Below are 20,077 nucleotides of genomic sequence, written 5' to 3' on the forward strand. Positions count from 1 at the left end.
ATGGGTTTTTTCAGCTGGCTGATCGACGACGTGCTCGGCATCGACCTGCCGGATAGTTCCTCCAACGATGCGGCGGCAGCGGCGACGGCGCAACAGCAGCAGGACGCCAGGGACAGCGCGGCAGCGGCGTCAGCCAGTGCTGCGGCGACCCAGACCGCGCTGACCGAGCAAACCGCGGCACTCAAGTCTCAAACCGCGATCGCGCAGGCATCGTCCGACGCCGCGCTGGCCCAGCAGAAAAAGGCGCTGGCGGTCAGCGAGGCGGCGCTGATCCCGACAGTCGATAGCGAGAGCGCGCGCGTCGCCGGGGAGACCCGGCAGCGCAAGCTGACATCGACATCGCCGTTCGGTATCGGCCTGCAGAAGAAACTCGGCGCCGCGCCGACCGGCTTCCGCGTCCTGTCAGGCCAATAGCACATGACCGCCTGGAACGACGTCGAGCCAATCCAGTCGCAGATGGAAAGCGAGCGCCAGCGCGAGGAGGGCGCATGGCGCGATCTCGCGCGCTTCCTGCGGCCGGACAACCAGAGCTTCAACGCTACCGATCGCCGCGAGCGCGACGGCGCCGACGATCCGTTCGACAGTACGCCGCTCTATGCGCTGGACGATTTCGCCGGCGGTATGTTCGTCAAGTCGATCAATCCGGCGGAGCGCTGGTGCTCGCTGGGCATCGAGGACAGCGACCTCGCCGAATTCAAGCCGGTCAAGAAATGGCTGTGGGACTACACGAGCCAGATCTTCGCATCGCTCAATCCCGGTTACGATAATTTCTATCTGTCAGCGCCGGCCTGGTTCGCCGATATGGCGGCGTTCGGCAACGGCTTCCTGTGGCAGGAGGAGATGGTCGGCGCCGGCCGCATCATGTCGAATGCGCGGCCGATCGGCGAAATTTATAAGCTGGTCGACGCCAACGGTGAGACCATCGCGCTGCACCGCAAGTTCAAGCTCAACGGCCGTCAGGCGAAGATCGAGTTTCGCGGCAGCAACTCCCTGCAGATGCGCGACAACGAGGAAGCAGTGTTCATCCACTGCGTCTCGCGCAACGAGGACTATCAGCCGGGCATGCTCGGTCCGCGTGGCAAGCTGTGGAAAAGCTATGTGGTGTCGCCGGACAAGCGCGACTTTCATCAGCAGCGGCCGGGCTACAACGAGCTGCCGTGCCACGAGCTGCAGTGGAACATGCGCTCCGGCCGTTCCTGGGCAACCGGTCCCGGCCATAACGCGCTGGCCGACATGCGCGGCCTCGACGAGGCCGCGCGCTCCACCATCATCGGCATCCAGTTCGAGGCCGAGCCGATGATGTGGTCGGCCAACGAGGATATCATGACCGCCGCGGACATGATCCCCGGCAGCACGATCTATGGCGAGGCGCTGCAGGGCGGCAAGCCGCCGGTGGCACCGATCAAGCGCGGCGAAAACCCGCAGCTGGCGCTGGCCTATATCCAGCAGCCTGCGGCTGTCGGTGAAGAAGGCGTTTCGTTTCGGCCTGACCGACATCCTCGCGGCGCGTCCGCAGATGACCGCGGAAGAGGTGATGGGCTACAAATCCGACGAGCTGAAGCAGCTGGCGCCCAATCTTGTCCGCGTCTATCGCGGCATCGGCGGTTTCGTCGCGCGCCGCGCCAATATCATCGGCCGCATGCCGGGCATGATCGCGCCACCGCCGCCGGAGCTGCAGGGCCAGCCGATCTCGCCCAAATTTGTGTCGCCCTTCACCAAGGCGCAGAAATCGGAACGCGCCCAGGGTGTGCTCGGCTGGGTGCGGACGATCGAAGGCTTTGCCGCCAACTCGCAGGATCCCAGCTGGATGGACCATGTCGACGCCGACGGCGTTGTCAACGTGCTGCACGACGCCATGACCGGCGAACCCAACGTCAAACGCGATCCGCGCGAGGTCGAGCAGATCCGCAAGAGCCGCCAGGCCGCGCAGCAGCAGCAGGTCGAACTCTCCAACGCTGCGGCGCGATCCGAAGTTAACGCCAACAACGCCCATGCCGCCCAGGCGCAGACGCTGGCGCGCAGCAGGAAGGCCTCGTGATGCGCGGCGTCGCCTCGAAACTTTATGACCACGCCGTCAACTGGTTTGCCGCGACGTGGCCGGACGGCGGGCGCCGCCGCGTTGTGCTCGAGCAATACCGTGACCTCGGCAGCAAGCAAAAGCTGCTCGCCGACATCGCGCTGCGCGCCAACGTATTCGGCCCGATCAGGGCAGAGACCGACCGGCAGGCGTGGATCGAGGAAGGCCGCCGGCAGCTCGCGGTCGAGATTTTCAAGATGGCCAAAACCGACATCGACCTGCTGTGGGCGCAGATCGAGAAACGGCCATCCAAAGCAGGAGAGACGCGATGAATTTGTTGCAGAAGTACATGATGGGCGCGGCGTTTTTGCGCGCGCCGGAGGATGGCGGCGCAGGCGCTGGTGCAGCCGGCGGCGCCGGCGCGGCCGCCGCTGGATCCGGTACAGCGGGTGCAGCAGCTAGTGCCGGCGCGGGTGCAGGCGCAGGTGCAGGCGCAGGTGCAGGTGCAGGTGCCGGAGCCGGCGCGGGTCAGCAGCAGGCGCCCTGGTACGCCTCGCATAACTTCGACGCCGATACTACGGCGTGGATCGAGGAACGCAGGTTTCCGGATCTCAACGAAACTCTCAAGGCGGGTCGGGAAGGCTCGAAGCTGGCGCGCGACCGCAACGTCATCCCGAAGCCCGACCTGAAGAACGTCAAGGACTGGACCGGCTTTCAGGAACTCGGCTGGACCCCGGATCGTGAAAAATACGTCGTCAACAAACCGCAGATCGAACAGGGCGAGCAGTTCGACGACGGCTTCTTCAACAAGTTCACCGAGATCGCGCACGGCGCCAAGCTGCTGCCGTGGCAGGCCGAAGCGGTTTCCAATGCGCTCCACGCCGAGGAACGGCGGATCGCCAAGGAAGCCACGACGCGCGGCAACGCCGCCAAGCGCGAGCTTGAAGGCAAGCTGCGCACCGAATGGGGCGCCGACTACGACGCCAAGGTCGAGGGCGCCAAGCGCGCCTTCGCCTATCTCGGCGGCGAGGATTTCAAGCCGGAGGAAATCGAGGCCGCGATCGGTTCGCCGCGCACCGCCAAACTGTTCGCAAAGCTGCACGAGCTAATCGGCGAGGACAAGATGCCCGGCGCCGGTGCCGGATCCGATCTGCAGCGCGGCGAGACGGTCGGCGCGCTGTCGGCCGAACTCAACCGGCTCTGGGAGGATCCGGAGTGGAAGAAGGCCTTCAACGATCCGCGCAATGCGCGCCACGCCGACGTCAAGGCGCAGCGTGCCAACCTGCTGGAGCGCAAGGCCGCGCTCGAACTGAAAGCCCGCGGCAAATAAATAATTTGAACCTCGATGCAGCATAACTGGAGTGACCAGACATGACCGACAAGCAACTGAAGACGCTGCGCGAGCAGCTCGCCAAACTCGACGATGCCGGCCTGCGTAAATATGCGGAGGAAGCCCATGTCGACATCTCTGGCGCGACCACCCGCGACGACGTCGAGGCACTGATCGAGCGTGAGGCCGTCCGCAAGGCAGAGGCCGCCGCCGCCGCCAAATCGCCGCGGCAGCCGGTGAAGGCTGGCGGACGCGCCAAAACCGGTCGCCGCGCCATGGGTGAGGATCTGACCGACGAACATATCTCGGCGGTGCAGAAGGTCTGGGCGTGGTGGTCGCGCAACGTGCCGCAGACGGCGATGTCGCAGGGCGCGTGGACGCTCGATCGCGATGCACGCAAGGAGGCCACCGATCACGGCGTGCCCGATGGCGACTATCGCGTGCTCGGCGCCGACTGGATCCTGACCTTTGCCGGCGGTCGCTTCATCGAGGCCATCAAGGCGTCGCCGGAAACCCGCGCCGACAGCTACGCCAACGTGCCCGGTCAGGACGACAAGCTCTAACGCTTGACGGCGGCCAAGGCCGCCTATGGTCGCGTCCAGTTCATGAGTAAAACTGGTTGAGCCCCTCTTGGGTATTTCCTCCCCAGACTGGGCCGGCAGAAATGCCGGCCCCTTTGGAGCCCGCAACCCGGCGCAAGCCGGACCCGGCTGACCCGCGCGAAAGCCGCGCCGCTGACCCGAAGCGATACTCGGCAGGACGGACCCGCAGGCGACCCGCCTGCCGCAACCCGACCGAAGCAACCCTTTCCCCTTGTTTCGATCGGAGGCTGCAATGGCAGGCCCAGTTACCGATGCCCACCGCATCATCTACCGCGACCAGACGATCCTGGCGATCCAGGAGCACATGCGCCAGTTCGACGATAGCTTCAGCTATCTCGACGGCATGTCCGGCAAGCAGGTGACGATCACCGATATCATCGGCACCACCGATGCCCGCATCAACGCCCCGGAAGGCGGCGACACGCCGGACATCGAAAACACCCACGAACCGGTATGGGTCAAGCCGACCCGCATCGACTGGGGCAAGCTGATCAAGAAGGAAGATCAGATCAAGGCGCTGACCGACTTCAAGTCGGAATACGTTCAGTCCGGCGCCAATGCCTACATCCGCGCCCACAACGCCATCCTGGCCGCGGCGATCTTCGGTCCGCGGCTGATCGGCAACGAAGTGCCGTCGTCCTCGGCATGGGCCGGCCGCACCGTGCCCGTCGACCTGGTGGCGTCGGGCACGCCCGCCGGCATGTCGGTAAAGAAGATCCTCAACGCCATGCAGTTGATGGAGACCGACGACCTGACGCTGGAGGAGGAAAGCCTGACGCTGGCGATGACGGCCGTCGAGAACGAGCAGCTCTGGAACGATCTGACCCACATCTCGCGCGACTACCGCTCCAAGGCGCAGCTCGACGACATGAGCCAGCGGGTACGGACGATCTTCGATATCCCGGTGACCATCACCAAGCGGCTCGGCTCCTATGACGGGTCGACCTACCAGGCCGCTTTGTACTGCAAGAGCGCGATGCACTGGGGGCCGTTCATGCCGATGGATATCAAGTCGGCGCAGAACCCGTCGAAGCAGTTCCGCGAGCACGTCTACATCGAGGGCTGGGAAGCCGCGACGCGCTCCGAGGACTATAAGGTCGTCAAGATCCTCAACAAGAAATAACGCCAGCGCCGCGGGCAGCGATGCCCGCGGCTTCGCCATCTGCGCCATTCAATCACAGGAGGCCTTCATGGCCGTCGTCACCAAATATGCCGCCAGCGCCAACGATCCGTCTGCTTCTGCACTTCCCCCCGCCGTGCTCGCCGAGGCGCGCGATCGCACCATCCACGTCCCCGCCGTCGCCATCACGTCGGGCGACAGCATCGGTTCGAAATATGTTCTCGGCCGCATCGGCTCCGGCGATGTGCCGCGTGCTGGATCGGCCTCGCTGAAGCACGGCGCCGTCACCTCGGTGAACTCCGCTGATATCGGCCTGTACAAGGATGGCACGGTCGTCAACGCCAATCTGTTCGCTGCGGCGCTCGACATCTCGTCCGCCGGCACCAAGGATCCGTTTGCGGCCATCGTTGTCGGCACAGTCGGCAAGCGGATCTGGGAACTGCTCGGTCTCGCCAACGACCCCGGCAAGATCTACGACATCGTGCTGACCATCAACGTCGCGGCGACAGCAACGGCGAGCGTCGGCGGGCACATCAACTACAGCAAGAAGTAGTTCATGACCGCTCTCGGCGGCAGCGAGGAGTATGCGGCCAATCTCGCGATGGGTCATCTGGGCCAGCGCGAGATTGCCACGCTGACGGACAACAACACGCGCACGCGTGCGGTCCGGCAGTTCTTCGCCATCGCCCGCGATGCGACGCTGCGGCTGAAGTGGTGGAATTTTGCCACGGCCTGGGTGACGCCGGCGGCGGACGCCACAGCCTCCACGGGAACCCTGACCATCCGCCATCCCCTGCCGGCAGACTGCATCCGCGTCCGCTTCGTCGAGGGCGCCCATGACGACAGCCGGGCGATCGAGAGCGCCGCTATCACGGTCGGCGGCGTGCCGGTCGAGGCCTCCATCCTGGTGACGTCGATGGCGGCGCCGAATGTCTGCTACACCCGCCGCGTCGAGGCGCCGCGGCTGTGGGACGTGCTGTTCCTCGAACAGTTCGGCTATGAGCTGGCGGCCTGCTGCGCGCGCAAATGCGGCAAGTCCGCGGCCTATGCCTCGAACCTGCGCGCCATCGCGGCCGAAAAGCTGCGCATCGCCGGCGGCATCGACAGCAAGGAAAAGGCCCGCGAGACGCCGCGGCCCGAGACCGGCTGGGCCGCCGCCCGCCGCGGCCGCACGCGCGCGTACCGGTAGGGGCCACCATGGGCGGCCGCGGCCTCATCGATCGCATCACTTTCGCCGGCGGCGAGATGGGCCAGAAGCTCGTCGCGCGCGCCGACACGGCGAAATACCAGATCGCGTTCGAGAAGCAGGAGAACTTCGTCACTCTGGTCGAGGGCATCGTGACCCGCGCGCCGGGCACCCGCTTCGTGCTGGAGGTGAAGAACAACGACCAGCGCGGCCGGCTGCTGCCGTTTCGGGTGGCGTCGAACGATTACTACATGTTGGTGGTCAACGGCGGCGTCACGCGCCTAGTCCGGGAAGGCGGCTTCGTCCAGAACCCGAACACCTCGATCTTCGAATTCACCGTGCCGTGGGTCGAAGCCGACATGGCGAGCCTGCGGTCGGCGCCGGCGGGCAACCTGCTGTACGTCACCTCGCTGCAGCCGCCGCAGAAGCTGACGCGCAACGATCACACAGACTGGACCGTCGCGCTCTACGCGCCGGACAGCGGGCCGGTCGGGACCAAGAACCTCGATGTCGCCATCACGCTGCAGGCCAGTGCGGTGGCGCCCGGCGCGGTGACGCTCACCGGTATCGGATCGCCGCTCAAGGCCGAGTGGGTCGGCGGCGTGATCCGCATCGATGATCGCGACCTGTCGCTGACGCCGCAATGGAGTGCATCGGAAACGGCGATCGCGACCGGCCAGAAACGTCGCTGGAACGGCAACGTCTATGAGGCGGTTGCCGCCGCCAGCGATGCCGGCTCGAACGCGCCGGTTCACACCGAAGGCGACGTGTCGGCCGGCCAGGGCATGCAGACCTGGCGCTTCCTGCATAGCGGCTTCGGCTATATCCGCATCGGCGCCTTCACCAACGCCAACAGCGCGACCGGAACGATCCTGAGCCGGTTGCCCGACAGCGTCGCCTCGGCCGGCAGCTTCCGCTGGTATCCGCCGGCATGGAATTCGGCGGACGGCTGGCCGGAGCTGGTGACCTTCGTCAAATCGCGGCTCGGCTTTTTCCGCGGCGACAAGATCTGGCTATCGGCCGTCGACGATCCCGACGATCACGATCTCGGCCTGGCCGACGACGACAATGCGATCGCGCAGCGGCTGCGCGCGCCAGACGCGTCGCTGGTCGAGATCAAGTGGGCGCTGCCGTCCGGCGCGCTGATGCTCGGCACCGCCGACGGCGAGTGGGTGCTGCGGGGCCCCAACGTGTTCGATGCGCTGACGCCGAAGACTATCGACGCTTTCCCGGAGACCGGCGAAGGCTCGACGCCACATGTGCCGGTCCGTGTCGACGGCGGCGCGATGTTCGTCGGCAAGACCGGCAAGCGCATGCACTACGGCAAGTACGACCGCCAGAAGCAGCCGCTGGAAACCCAGGAGATTTCGGTGACGGCGCGCCACATCTTCGGCGAGGGCGTCGCCGAGATGGCCTGGCAGCGCGATCCGCACCGCATCCTGTGGATGGCGATGCAGGACGGCACGCTGGCCTCCGCCACCTTCATGCCGGAGCAGGAGATCATCGCCTTCGCGCGCCACCCGCGCACTAATTTCTTCGTCGAGAACATCGCTGCGATCCCCGGCGTCGCCAGTGGTGTCGATGAAGTTTACATGATCGTGCGCCGGACGATCGCCGGCGTCACCAAGCGCTATGTCGAGCAGCTCGCCGAATACTTCGAACCGGAGGATGCTGACGATGCTACGGCTATGGGCGCCTGGTTCGTCGATTGCGGGCTGCGCGCGACAGGCGCCAACCTGACCCAGATCTCGCAGCCGGTGCATCTCGAAGGGCAGGAGGTCGCGGTGTTCGCCGACGGCGCGATGCAGAACCGCAAGACCGTCACGCTGGGCACGATCCAGCTTGATCGACCGTCGAACGATGTCACGGTCGGCCTGCCCATCCGCGGCTATCTGCGCGACCTGCCGCGCAACCTGCAGGGCACATCCGCCAAACAGAAACGCATCGCCGAGGCCGACGTGCACATCCTGCATGCCGGCGGCGGCCAGATCCGCGCCTATGACCCGGAAAACCTCCTGCCATCGGACGCGACAGCCGCCCAGATCGCCGACGATCGCGACAGTTGGGAAGATCTCGTCGAGACCGGCGGCTACGATTACGACGCTGCCCCGCCGCTGATGACCGGCCAGTTCCGCATGAATGTCGAGGGCAGCGTGCGCGACGAAGCGCAGCTCGAGCTCGTCTGCGACGACGCCATGCCTTTTACCCTGCTCGGCCTCTCGCCGGTCATCGAGATCGAGGAGGACGACTGATGGATCCATTCACGATCGGCCTGGCGATGGCATCGACCGCGCTGTCGGCCTACGGCAAATTGTCCGGCGCGGCGTCGCAGGGCTTTGCCGACCAGGCGGAGGCGCAGAACACCGTCAGCGAAGGCAACATCACGCTGACCGAAGCGCAGCCGTCGCTGACGCAGGCGCAGCTTTACGGCATCAACGCCGAAACCGCCAAGAGCAATGTCGGGATCCTGACGACGCAGGCCGAGATAGCCGGCTTGGGCGAAGACTTCGCCTATGCCAAGGCGCGGCTGCAAAAGGGCCGCATCATCGAGCAGGGCCGGCAGACGCTGGCCACGCAACGCGCCACCTTCGCCGGCCGCAACCTCGATCCGGCATTCGGTTCGCCGCTGGTGACGCAGGCGCTCACCGCCGGCCGCATTGCGCAGGATCTTGACCTGACCGACGCCGGCGCCGCCGTCGAGGCCGCCGATGCGATCACCCGCAAATCGTCGATCATCAACCAGGCGGCCGGCGCGCAGGGCCAGGTGGTGTCGTCGATCGGTCAGCAGCTCGGATCGCAGCTCAAGGCCGGTTCGCAGTATGAGCGCGCCGGATCGCAATTCGGGAGGGCGCGGTCGCTGTTCTCGAAGTCGAATGACAGCGCCACGTCCGGCGTGATCGGCGCTGCGTCGGCCCTGCTGTCGGGTGCGTCCTCGATGGGCCGCGCCGGCGCGTTTGCCGGCGGATCAGGCGGCACCGCTGGAACGATGGACGTCGGCGGTAACAGCTACGTGGCTTTTGGGGCGTGACCGATGGCAAATGATCTCCCCGACTATCAGGACCGCGTCACGATCGGCAATGGTCCGACGCCCGGCATTTCGGCGATCCCGCTGGTCTCGGTGCCGGGCTCGCCCGGGCTGGTCGGTCCTGTGGCGCCCGTGCAATCGACGGCCGTGGCGTCCGCGCTGGGGGCGTTCGGCACCGAACTGGGGTCGATCGCGCAGAAGCTCAATGAGGGCATCCAGCACACCAAGGCGACGGAAGCCATGTCTGGCTTCCTCGACGACAATGACCGGCTGACGCAGCAATATCTGAAGGACCCGGACTACGCGACGTCCGAGGACAGGCTGCGCCAGGATCTCGAAGCCTCGAAGATGGCGCGGCTCGAAAACATCTCCGATCCGCAGCCGCGCTCGCGCACCGAACTGCAGATGAAGCGCGCCTCGATCGAGACCGCCGGCGCCATCCGCAACAACGTGGTGATCAAGCAAAAGGACATCACGGTCGCGGCGCTCGACACCTCCGCCGACAACGCGATGCGCCGGGCGATCAGCGCGCCGTCCGACGTCGCGCGCATGTCGGTCATTCAGGAATACGGGGCAGAGGTAAACCGGGCCGTCGAAGCCGGCTGGATCGACCAGCGCACCGCGGTGGCGCGAGGCAAGGCGTTCTCGACCCAGCTGCAGAACGCCGACGTCATGTCGGCGATCCAGAAGGACCCGGCATCCGCCCTTGTCCGCCTGCAGGATCCCGCGCAGTTTCCGGCGCTGGATCCGGTCACCCGGCAGTCTTACATCACCCATGCGATGGGGCAGGCCGACGTCAACCAGCAGACGACCCTCGTTGCCCGCGCTCCGTTTGATCCAGTCGGTACTGCGTTGACCGTCGGCCGGATCTCGACGCCGGATCAATCGCGAAAAATCTTCGATACCGGTATCCTCAAGATCGAGAACGCGACCGGGCAGGTCGATGCGGTCTCTGACAAGGGCGCGCTCGGCTTGGCGCAGCCGATGCCATCAACGGCGCGCGACGTCGCCCGTGCAACCGGCCGCGCCGATATCGCAGCGCTCTCCGATGAGGATCTGAAAGCGCGCCTTTTGAGCGACGGCGGGCTCAACGTGCAGCTCGGCCGCGCCTATTTCCAGCAGATGGCCGTTCGCTATGACGGCAATGTGGGGCTGGCTGCGGCCGCCTACAACGCCGGGCCCGGTAACGCTGATCGCTGGAAGGCGCTCGCGGAGCAGAAGTTCGGCTCGACCTTCAATGCGGCGCAGCTCGCCAGCGTCGTCGATTTCAAGGAAACGCGCGACTACATCGGCAAGCTCTACAAGAACGCCGGCGCGCCGATGGACGTCAATTTTGCGTCGCCGGCTTCGCTGCAGCGGACTGTCAACGGCATCGGCTCGGTGATCTCGCAGCAGCAGGCGCAGGAAGCGCATCTGCTGACCGCGCAGGCCTCGGCCGTCCGGCAGACCGAACCGGTGCTCGACCTGCTGCAGCAGGGGCTTAATGCCGATCCGGCGCGCATTGCCAGCTACCGCGCCACGCAACAGGCCGCGGCCGATAAGGGCGACGCGGCCGCCGCCGGCGCCGTGCGCTCGCTCGACCAGGCGCTGCAGATGCACCCCTATATCCAGCAGGCCTGGCGCACGGCCCCGGCGATGCTCGACGGGCTGATCGGCCGGCTGGAAACCGACGTCGCAAATTCGCCGAACGTGACGCCATCGCAGCAACAGCAGTTGCAGGCGTTCAAGGCGGTGCGTGACGAAGTCGTGAAGCGCCGCAACACCGACCCGATCTCGCTCGGCGAGCGCGGCGGCTACTATCCCGCGGTCGCGATCGACCCTTCGGCCAATCCGGAAGATCCGTCGTTCCGCGCCTCGCTGACGCAACGCGGCGTGCAGGCGGCGACCTCGGCCAAGGTCTATCTCGGCAGTGCTGCGGCGCTGAAGCCGGAAGAGGCGACGGCGCTGAAAGAGCGCTACGACAGCGCCGGCTCGGATGAGAAATTCCGCATCGTCCAGGCGCTCGCGGTGTCGCTGCCGGAAAACGTCTACACCGATACGCTGAAACAGGTCGCGGGCTCGGACGGCGGCACGCAATTCATCGGCCAGATCGCGCGGACGCGGCCGGAGCTGGCGCGCGAGATATTCAAGGGCCAGCAGCTCGGTCAGACCGAGGGCGTCAAGAACAAGATGGGCGACGTACGAACCGCGCTGTCGGCCAAGCTCGGCGGGCAACTCTACGTCAGCGCCGACCAGCAGGGCTCCGTGATCGATGCCGCGCTGGCTCTCTACACTGCGCGCCGCGGCGCATCTGGCCAGCTCTACGACGCGACCGACGGCGGCGCGATCGAGAAGGCGATCGAGGACGTCGCGGGACCCATCGTGAAGCGCAACGGCGGCAAGACCGCAGCGCCTCCCGGCATGACCGCGGGGCAGTTCACCGGGATCCTCGACAATCTCACCGACAGTTCATTCGACCAGTTCGGAGGCGCCTATGATCGCAACGGCAAGCCATACAGCGGAGCGTTTCTTTCGTCGCGGGCGCAGCTGCGCCAGCCGGAGCCGGGCGGTTCGCGCTATGTGGTGGTCCTGCCGCAGGGGCCGGGCGGTCGTGACGTTCCGGTGTGGCAATCGCCGGACCCGAACGTGCCGAACGCGCCGCTGGTCATCGACATGGCGACCCTGAAGAACGCGCCAACGGGGCAGCTATCTGCCTATCAGCGAGGCCGCGCCGGCTACCGCGCGGAGATCAATGACCGCATCCAGCAGACCCGCCGCGAAACCGACGGTATCGCGCCATGAGCTGGGAAAACGACGCCACGGGCTATCTCGCCGAACTGTCGCGCCAGACCGGCGGCCAGCAGCCGGCGACGATTGGCCAGGTGTGGGACAGCGAATGGAAACGCGGAGGCCTCGACACCATCGCCGGGGTTGGCCAGCCGTTCGGCGACGCGCGAGGCGAGCTCGTCACCGCGATCGAGACCGCGGCCGGCCGCCCGATCGAGGACTACGCAGCGCAGATGGGCGTCCGGCTCGGCAGCGGCGTGACGCAGGCCGAGGACATCCGGCTGCTCGGCGCACTGGCCGACACGCTGCCGGAGGACAAGCGCAAGTCGATTGAGCCGCTGAAGGATGTCCGGCTCAATGCCGCCCGGAAGGCCCAGAAGATCGAGGCGGATGCCGACGAGATCGGCAACGCCACCTATGGCCTGTCCGGCGTCGCCACGGCGTTCATCGCCGGCGTCGCGCGCCAGGCGGCGGATCCCGTCAACGTCGCCGCCATGGTGGCGACCGCGCCGCTCGGGGCCGCCCGCGGCGCATCGCTACTGATGACGGTCGGCCGCGAGGCCGGCGCCAATGCGGCGGCGCAAGCGGCGGTCGAGCCGATTGTCGAGCCCGCCCGCGAACGCCTGGGGCTGGACAGCGGCGTCGGCCGCGCCGTGGGCAATGTGCTGGAAGCCGGCATTGGCGGCGGCGTCCTGTCCGGCCTGTTTCACGTCGCCGGCCGCGGCCTGCGCACCCTGCGCGGGGAACGGCCTGCGGAGGCCGCTGGTACGTCGGCGCCGGCGGAGGGCGCCATCGTGTCGCCGGAGGGCGTTGCGCGCGCCAGTGACTCCGGCACCGCGCCCGTGGCCCGCCCCGCTCCGGCTCCGGCCGGACCGCTGGCGCCGGCCGGTCCGGCCGAACAATTCGCGCCGGACGATTTCCACGCTGCCGGCGATCTTGCCGAGCGCGACCACGTCATTGACGTCATGGCGCCGATTGATACGGCCGATGGCCGGTTAGATCATGCGGCAAAGGTAGATGCGGCTGCGGCCCGGATCGAAGTTGTCGGCGGCGTCAGCACTCCAGCTATGATCTACCGCGGCGAGGCACTGCCGAATGTCGGCGTCGTGCCGGCCAACATGGCTCCGGATGGCACGATTTACGTAGGCAAGAAAAATGGGCAGCACTTTCTAATCAGCGAAGAACATGGCGAGAGCGTGCGCCAGCAACTGGATTTGCAGCCCGGCCAATACACCTGGAAAGACACCGGCTTCGTCAATCCGCAAGGCGAATTTCTGAACCGCGCGCAGGCGCTGGAATGGGTGACTGCCAACGAGAAGAAGATCAGGCCATCCGAAAACATGGCGGGCGAGCTCGACGCGCTCGATTATCGAGATCAGGTACCAGAAGCGAAACGATCGAGCGGGGCGTCGTCGCTGGCAGCTCGTGCCAATGCGGCCGCCGCGGTCATGCAGATCGAGCCTCCCAAGAAGACCAATCGTGGCCGCAGCAATGCAGATCCGCAGAGCTGGTCGCTTAACGAATTCCTCGCCTCCAAGGGCGGGCTGAAGCCCGACCCGGAATTATCAGCCATCTTCGGCACGGAGAAAGGCCCGTTCGTGCCGGGCTTCGGACCGCTGGTGCGCAAGGGCGGCACGACGCTCGACGAGGCGTTGAAGGCTGCCAAGGAAGCCGGGTATCTGTTCGACGCCCGCGATCTCGACAGGCCGGACAACGGCACGCTCGGCCGCTCCGGCCGTACCGACATGGGACTGACGCCGAACGACCTGCTGGACCGGCTGGACGCCGAGAACCGCGGCCAGAAACTCTACCGTCACGACCGCGCGCCCGACCGCGCCATCGATGACGGCGAGGAAGCCCATGCCATCGTCGGCGCGCTGGAAAAGGAACTTTTCGACAGCGGCGGCGGCGACATTCGCGTCGACCAGGCCATTGCTGACCGGGTGGTGCAAATCGTCCGTCAGGAGAAAGAAACAGATCTGCTCGCCGCCTATGAACGTGCTATCATGGAGGACGCCGAGCGTTACGAGGGGCTGGCTGCGGCCAGAGCAAACGATGCCGAACTCGCAAAAATCCCCGGCTGGGACGCTGATGAACCCGGCGCAGCACCGCGCGATGGCGCGGCTGATCCTGCAAAACGCCGGCAAGCCGAACGCGCCGGACAAGGCGACGGCGGAAAAGATGGCGCAGAACCACGAGATGCTGGCCAAGGCGATCGAGCGCCGCGCCAGCTAGGCGATCCCGCACTCGCGGCCGATGCCGCCCGCGCGCTTGAGGACGCCGGCGGCGATTTCGAAATCACCCTGCAAAATCCTGACGGCACCACGCGTACATTGAAGGCGACCGACGCCCTGCGCGAGGTCGAGGACGATGTCCGCGCCGCCGATGAACTCAACGCCTGCATCGCGGGCGCAGCCGAGGAGGCTCCGTTTTGACCGCCCGTAAATGCTTTGTCCGCAAGATCTCCGCCGGCAAGGTGACGTCGGCCGCCGGCCGGCCGATCCTCGACATGCTCAACGCCTTCGAGGCCGAGCATCAAAAGACGCTGGGCGATGCCGCAGGCGCGCGCCAGGCCGCGCTTGATGCGGCCGAGATCGCGACAAGTGAAGCTGCCCGCAAGGCCGATCTGACGCGCGGCAGCATCATCGCGCAATCCGGCGTGCTGCGCGCTGCCGCCGCTTATGACGCAGAGGTCATACGCCTGCGCGAGACGCCGGGCGATCTTGGCTTCGGCAACAAGGCGCCGCCGACGCTCGGCAAGGAACAGTCGACGCTCGGTTTCGCCGTACGCTCGCTGCTGGCCCGCGACGCCTTCGAGATCTCCAGCCGGAACAACGTGCACTACCTCGCGCGCAACATCCGCGGGCAGGCGCATGCCGCCTTCGCCGACGCGATCGAATATCTGCGCCCGAAGAAACTCGGCTTCTCTCCGGAGGCAACGCGCGAGCTGGACGTGCTGCGCGCGGTCTATGGCGACGGGCAGGGCGCCAACATCCAGCCGGAGGCGGCGGCCGCGGCGAAGGCCTGGGGCGAAGTGGCCAAGAGCCTGGCCGATCAGTACCGCGCCGCCGGCGGCGCGCTGGGCGAGCGCCAGACATGGCGGCTGCCGAACCCGTCTATCGACCCGGCCAAGGCGCGCGCGCTCGGCGCCGATCGCTTCCGCCAGCCGGTGCGCGACAACGTCGACCGCAAGGACATGCTCGATTGGGACACCGGCAAGCCGATGAATGATGCGCGCTTCGCGCAACTGCTCGACAGCGTCACGGCTGACATCATCGACGGGCCACAGGGCGCCGTCACCGCCGCACGCTCCGGCCGACCGATGCTGGCTAACCAGCGCGACATGGCGCGGTTCTTTTCGTGGAAGGATGCGGAGAGCTGGCAGGCCGTGGCCGATGCGGTCGGCACGCATCAGAGCGTGTTCGAAACCATGACCAACCACATCAAGGGCATGGCCGACGACATCGCGGCATTGCGCGTGCTCGGCCCCAATCCGGAAGCTACCAAGACCTTTATCCACAACCTGTTCGACCGGGAGGCCGCGCGTCTGGCGCTGAAGGCCGCCGACGGCGCCACACCGAAGCAGATTGCCGACACCGTCAAGGCCAATAGATCCATCGAGAGCCGGGTGAAGCTGGAGAAGCGCCTGTTTGACGATCTCTATGCCGAGGTGACCGGCGCCAACCAGACGCCGGTCAACACGACGTTCGCGACCGCGATGGCCGACGCCCGGCACTGGTTGTCCGCCACTCAGCTCGGTAGCGCGATCATCTCATCGTTCACCGATCCCGGCTCGCTGGCCATGGTGGCGCGGTTCAACGGCCTGCCAGTGATGAACACGCTTAAGCGTGCGACCGACATGATGGTCGAGAAGGGCTCTGAGACCTTCATCGCGCAGCAGGGCCTGGTGATGGACAGCCTGGCGCATGCCGCCGGGCAGACCGACCGCATCATGGGTGAGGTGATCCGCACGGGCCTCGCGCAAAAACTCTCCAGCGCTAATATCCGCGCCTCCGGCCTGCGCCGCTGGACCGCGATGCTGCGCGGCGCCTTCGGGTTGGAGATGATGGCGCATGTGGCGCACGAACGCGGGCTGGCCTATGCCGGACTGTCCGACGAATTCCGCGGCGCGCTCGGCCGCTACGGCATTGCCGAGAGCGACTGGGATTTGATCCGCGCCACGCCTCCGCACGAGCCGCGGCCGAAGGCCACGCTGATCCGCCCGGTCGACATCCGCGAGGGCGCAACGCAGGCGCACGTCGCCGCGGCCGACAAGCTGCAGCGCATGATCGACACCGAAATGGACTATGCCGTGATCGAGGGCGATCCGGTGACGCGCGCCATGATGATCGGCGACAGCAAGCCCGGCTCGCTCGGCGGCGAAACCCGCCGCGCTGTCAGCATGTACCGATCTTTTCCCGCCACCTTCGTGATGATGCACTTTTCGCGGGCGACGGCGCGCGGCTGGGACGGCACGCGCCTCGGACATTCGGCGCTGGCCTTCGCCGTGATGACAGCCCTTGGCGTCGTCTCGATGCAAACCAAGGAACTGGCCAGCGGTCGCGATCCGCTGTCGCTGGATCCGACCACGGGCAACGGCCTGCGCGCATGGGGCAAGGCGACGCTGCAGGGCGGCGGCTTCGGCGTGTTCGGCGACATTCTTTTTCTGGACCAGACCAAGCAGGGCAACTCCTGGGCGGCGACCTTGGCCGGGCCGCTGGCGGCGTCCGCCGAAAGCATTCTGGGCGACTTTGTCATCAAGAACATCCAGCAGGCAGGCAAGGGGCAGGACACCCATTTCGCCGGCGACGCGCTCTATGCGCTGGGCCGCCATATCCCAGGCTCGTCGCTGTGGTTCACGCGGCTGGCTTTCCAGCGCGGCGTGCTCGACCAGCTCGCATTGATGGCCGATCCGCGTGCCCGCGAACGCTTCAGCCGGATCGAGCAGCAGGCGAAGAAAGATTGGGGCCAGAGCTACTGGCTGCCGCCGGGCCGGACTGAGGCCCGCCGCATGCCGGACTTCGGCGCTGTCATGGGCGCGCAGTAGGGCAGTAGGGCAGGCGCACGCTTGACGCCCGCCGGCTGCCGGTAGGTTGCTGGCATGACCGTGCCAACCGAAGCCGCTTATGCAGAACTGCTCTGGACCGGGGCCGAAACGGCGTTCACGCCGGGCTTCACGGCCGAGCGCACGGCCGATCTCGACGTCAGCTATCTCGACGCCGACGGCCTGCCGGTGCCGCTGACCGCTGGGGTGCACTATACCCCGTCGCTCGATGCCGCCTTCAACGTCACCGTCACGCCGCTCAGCCTCCCGGCAGCCTCGGTGGCGAGCCCAGTGACGCTGGTATTCGAGCGCGACACGCAGGCCGTCCAGGGCACCGACTTTGCCAACCTGCAGCGCTTCAACGCGACCGTGCACGGCGTATTGTTCGACCGCACCTTCCGCATCCTGGCCGAGCTGAAGTCGCGTGTGGTGCGCTCGGTCGGGCCGTTCTTCACGGCTGACGACGTGGTCGATTTTCGGCCGCGCCGCGTCATGGCGGCGGCGCCAGTCAACGATCAGGATCTCGCCACCAAGCTCTACGTGCTGACCGTCACCGGCATTATCAACCTGCAGAACTACGTGATCCAGTGCGCGGCCTCGGCCGTGGCCGCGGCTGCCTCGGCGCTGGAAGCGATGGGCTACAGTACGGCATCGGAAGCCGCGCGCGACAAGGCGCAGGCCTGGTCGGACATGGCCGAGAACACGCCAGTGCAAGCAGCAGAATATTCCGCCTATCACTGGTCGCGCAAGGCGCAGGCCTATGCCGCCTCCGTCGTCTACCTCCTCAACAACCCCGACGACGGCATCGCAGGTGATGCCGAGAGCGGGCCGATCGATGATGGGACCGCCTGATGTCCACCCGCCGACAGCATATCCGCAACACCCGCGCTTATCTCGATGCGTCGTTCACGCCGCTGCTGGCGGAATACCCCTATGACACCACGCTCAACACCATCCGCGTCGGCGACGGCGCCACGCTGGGCGGCTACCTGATCAAACGCTGGGGCCTAAGCTATCCGCTGGCGCCGGCGCAGATCACGGCCAACCAGAACGACTACAACCCGACCGACCTGTCGATCGCCGAGACCGTGCTGCTCAATTCCGACGCGGCACGCAACATCACCGGCCTGGCCGGCGGCAGCTTCGGCCGCAATATCAAGTTGATCAACCGCGGCAGCTTCGAGATCACGCTGAAGAATTCGGACGCCGGATCGACGGCGGCCAACCGCTTCCTGTTCGACGCCGACCTGGTGCTGCAGCCGCGCGGCTCGGTCGAACTGCAATGGTCCTCGACCGACAGCCGCTGGATGCGCACCTCCGGCGGCACAAAGTTCGCGACCGTGTCGCAGGAGCTGCTGCTGACCGGCGTCATCTCGCCGGCGCAGATCACCGCCAACCAGAACGACTATGCGCCGGCCGGCGTCGCCATCGCCACCACGCTGCGGCTGTCGACGGATGCGACGCGCAACCTGACCGGGCTTGTCGATGCCCGCGATGGCGCGATGAAGATGATCATCAATGTCGGCTCCAATTCGCTGGTGCTGAAGAACGCCGACGCCGGATCGACGGCCGCCAACCGCTTCGACTTCGGCGCCGATGTGACGCTGAACGGCAAGCAGGCGGCGCTCTTGCGCTATGACGGCACCGACAGCCGCTGGAAGCTGCTGTCGCAGACCGGCGGCAGCGCGGTCGCCGCCGGCGCCGTGACCGCGCAGACCGTGGGTGGCTCGGCGCTCGGCGCGCGCACAGGATTGATCAACGGCACGCTGGTGGAAAGCCGTTCGGCCGGCGCCGCCACCTTCGCCGTCAAGACGCTGGCCGGCGCAGACCCGTCGTCGGCCGATCCGGTGCTGGCGGTGTTCAACACCGGCGCCGGCGCCTATGCGGTGCGCACCATCAGCGCGGCGCTGTCGCTGACCATCTCGTCGGGATCGTCGATGGGTGTGGTGGCCAACAGCACGGCGTTCCGGCTGTGGCTGCTGCTGATCGACAATGCCGGCACGGCCGAGCTGGCCGCGGTCAACTGCACCGATGCCTCGGGCACCATGGCGCTGCATGACGGCATGACCGTCTCGACCACGGCGGAGGGCGGCGCCGGCGGCGCCGACAGCATCAAGACGATCTATTCGGCCGCGGCGCGCGCGTCGAAATATCCCTGCCTTGTCGGCCATGCCGACTATGACGGCGGCCTCGCCAGCGTCGGCGCCTGGTCGGTGGCGCCGAGCCGCATCATCCTTTACGGCCCCGGCGGCAAGAAGCCGGGCGAAGTCGTGCAGTCCGTCACAGCCACATTCGCCTCGTCGACGTCCACTGTGAGCAGCAGCTACGTCACCACGGGCCTGTCGGCCAGCATCACACCGACAGCCGCGCCCAACGTCATCCATGCCGAGGGTGGCGGCATCCTGCGCTCCTCCACGACCGGTATCCGCACAGCGCTGCGTTTCGCCCGCACCAGCAACGCCAACATGTTCGGCGAGGAGACGCTGTTCTACAACAATGCCAGCCTGCTCCAGATGGTACCGGCTCATGTTTGCGGCGACGACCTGCCGGGCACGGCCTCGGCGCTGACCTACTACCTGATGTTCAAGAGCGACGGCACCAACGCCTCGATCTTCGGGGACGGCGTCCTCAACACCCAGATGAAGCTGCAGGAGGTCATGGCATGAGCAGGATCGGTCCGACCTTTGCTGAGGAGATCGTCGCGGCCGGGCTGGCAAAACTGCCTATCTCCTGGACCGACGCGGGCGAGATCCACGGCTACGACGATCTCGACCCGGACGACCGCGCCGCGCTGGACGCGGTAATGGCCGCGCACGATCCCGACCGGTTGCTGCCTCAGCCTACGCCGCTGGAAAAACTCACGGCTGCCGGGCTGACGCCGGCCGACCTGCGCGCGGTGCTCGGATTTCCCCCACAATAGCACCGACGACACCCGTTGATGACGGCGGCGCCCCCTTTACACGCCGAGCGTGTGAGGGCTAGAATCT

At 66.7% G+C, this 20,077-nt stretch carries 16 protein-coding genes and 1 pseudogene; all 17 read left to right on the plus strand.

The genetic code is table 11. The annotated features are described in order from the left end of the window. The 17 genes and pseudogenes from ACUXVA_RS15730 to ACUXVA_RS15810 all read left to right on the plus strand — a co-directional run bounded on the left by ACUXVA_RS15730 (position 1) and on the right by ACUXVA_RS15810 (position 20,010). On the plus strand, positions 1-414 hold the full coding sequence (locus ACUXVA_RS15730) for a hypothetical protein (RefSeq protein WP_445493197.1): 414 nt from the start codon (positions 1-3) through the stop codon (positions 412-414). A gap of 42 nt (positions 415-456) precedes the next feature. Then, positions 457-1,329, plus strand: a pseudogene (locus ACUXVA_RS15735) (portal protein); the annotation flags it as partial. A 133-nt stretch (positions 1,330-1,462) separates the two neighbouring features. Further along, on the plus strand, positions 1,463-2,038 hold the full coding sequence (locus ACUXVA_RS15740) for a portal protein (protein WP_445493199.1): 576 nt from the start codon (positions 1,463-1,465) through the stop codon (positions 2,036-2,038). After that, a complete protein-coding gene (locus ACUXVA_RS15745; RefSeq protein ID WP_445493201.1) occupies positions 2,038-2,349 on the plus strand; it encodes a hypothetical protein in 312 nt (103 codons plus the stop codon). The genes ACUXVA_RS15740 and ACUXVA_RS15745 overlap by 1 nt, the downstream gene beginning before the upstream one ends. After that, positions 2,346-3,347, plus strand: coding sequence for a hypothetical protein (locus ACUXVA_RS15750; RefSeq protein ID WP_445493203.1), 1,002 nt, complete (start codon positions 2,346-2,348; stop codon positions 3,345-3,347). The genes ACUXVA_RS15745 and ACUXVA_RS15750 overlap by 4 nt, the downstream gene beginning before the upstream one ends. Before the next feature lie 41 nt (positions 3,348-3,388). Then, the gene (locus ACUXVA_RS15755) at positions 3,389-3,910 is read left to right on the plus strand and encodes a hypothetical protein (RefSeq protein WP_445493205.1); all 522 of its coding nucleotides are present in this window, start codon (positions 3,389-3,391) and stop codon (positions 3,908-3,910) included. Between the two features lie 271 nt (positions 3,911-4,181). Next, complete coding sequence (locus ACUXVA_RS15760; RefSeq protein ID WP_445493207.1) at positions 4,182-5,072, plus strand: phage capsid protein; 891 nt, start codon at positions 4,182-4,184, stop codon at positions 5,070-5,072. A gap of 67 nt (positions 5,073-5,139) precedes the next feature. Next, on the plus strand, positions 5,140-5,622 hold the full coding sequence (locus ACUXVA_RS15765) for a hypothetical protein (protein ID WP_445493209.1): 483 nt from the start codon (positions 5,140-5,142) through the stop codon (positions 5,620-5,622). 3 nt (positions 5,623-5,625) lie between these two features. Then, positions 5,626-6,258 (plus strand): hypothetical protein, encoded by a 633-nt coding sequence (locus tag ACUXVA_RS15770; protein WP_445493210.1) that lies wholly within the window; start codon positions 5,626-5,628, stop codon positions 6,256-6,258. Positions 6,259-6,266: 8 nt separating this feature from the next. Then, the gene (locus ACUXVA_RS15775) at positions 6,267-8,507 is read left to right on the plus strand and encodes a hypothetical protein (RefSeq protein WP_445493212.1); all 2,241 of its coding nucleotides are present in this window, start codon (positions 6,267-6,269) and stop codon (positions 8,505-8,507) included. Continuing rightward, positions 8,507-9,283, plus strand: coding sequence for a hypothetical protein (locus tag ACUXVA_RS15780; protein ID WP_445486904.1), 777 nt, complete (start codon positions 8,507-8,509; stop codon positions 9,281-9,283). The genes ACUXVA_RS15775 and ACUXVA_RS15780 overlap by 1 nt, the downstream gene beginning before the upstream one ends. A 3-nt stretch (positions 9,284-9,286) precedes the next feature. Continuing rightward, positions 9,287-12,061: a transglycosylase SLT domain-containing protein gene (locus tag ACUXVA_RS15785; protein WP_445486906.1), complete on the plus strand. Its 2,775-nt coding sequence runs from the start codon at positions 9,287-9,289 to the stop codon at positions 12,059-12,061. Beyond that, complete coding sequence (locus ACUXVA_RS15790; protein WP_445486908.1) at positions 12,058-14,481, plus strand: hypothetical protein; 2,424 nt, start codon at positions 12,058-12,060, stop codon at positions 14,479-14,481. Before ACUXVA_RS15785 ends, ACUXVA_RS15790 begins: the two co-directional genes overlap by 4 nt. Then, positions 14,478-17,093: a hypothetical protein gene (locus ACUXVA_RS15795; protein WP_445486910.1), complete on the plus strand. Its 2,616-nt coding sequence runs from the start codon at positions 14,478-14,480 to the stop codon at positions 17,091-17,093. Before ACUXVA_RS15790 ends, ACUXVA_RS15795 begins: the two co-directional genes overlap by 4 nt. Positions 17,094-17,147: 54 nt before the next feature. Further along, positions 17,148-17,942: a hypothetical protein gene (locus tag ACUXVA_RS15800; RefSeq protein ID WP_445486912.1), complete on the plus strand. Its 795-nt coding sequence runs from the start codon at positions 17,148-17,150 to the stop codon at positions 17,940-17,942. Further along, the gene (locus ACUXVA_RS15805; RefSeq protein ID WP_445486914.1) at positions 17,942-19,756 is read left to right on the plus strand and encodes a hypothetical protein; all 1,815 of its coding nucleotides are present in this window, start codon (positions 17,942-17,944) and stop codon (positions 19,754-19,756) included. Before ACUXVA_RS15800 ends, ACUXVA_RS15805 begins: the two co-directional genes overlap by 1 nt. Next, positions 19,753-20,010, plus strand: a complete 258-nt coding sequence (locus tag ACUXVA_RS15810) for a hypothetical protein (protein ID WP_445486916.1) — start codon at positions 19,753-19,755, stop codon at positions 20,008-20,010. Before ACUXVA_RS15805 ends, ACUXVA_RS15810 begins: the two co-directional genes overlap by 4 nt. Positions 20,011-20,077 lie beyond the last annotated feature (67 nt).

The sequence above is a fragment of the Rhodopseudomonas sp. RCAM05734 genome (genome assembly GCF_052658035.1).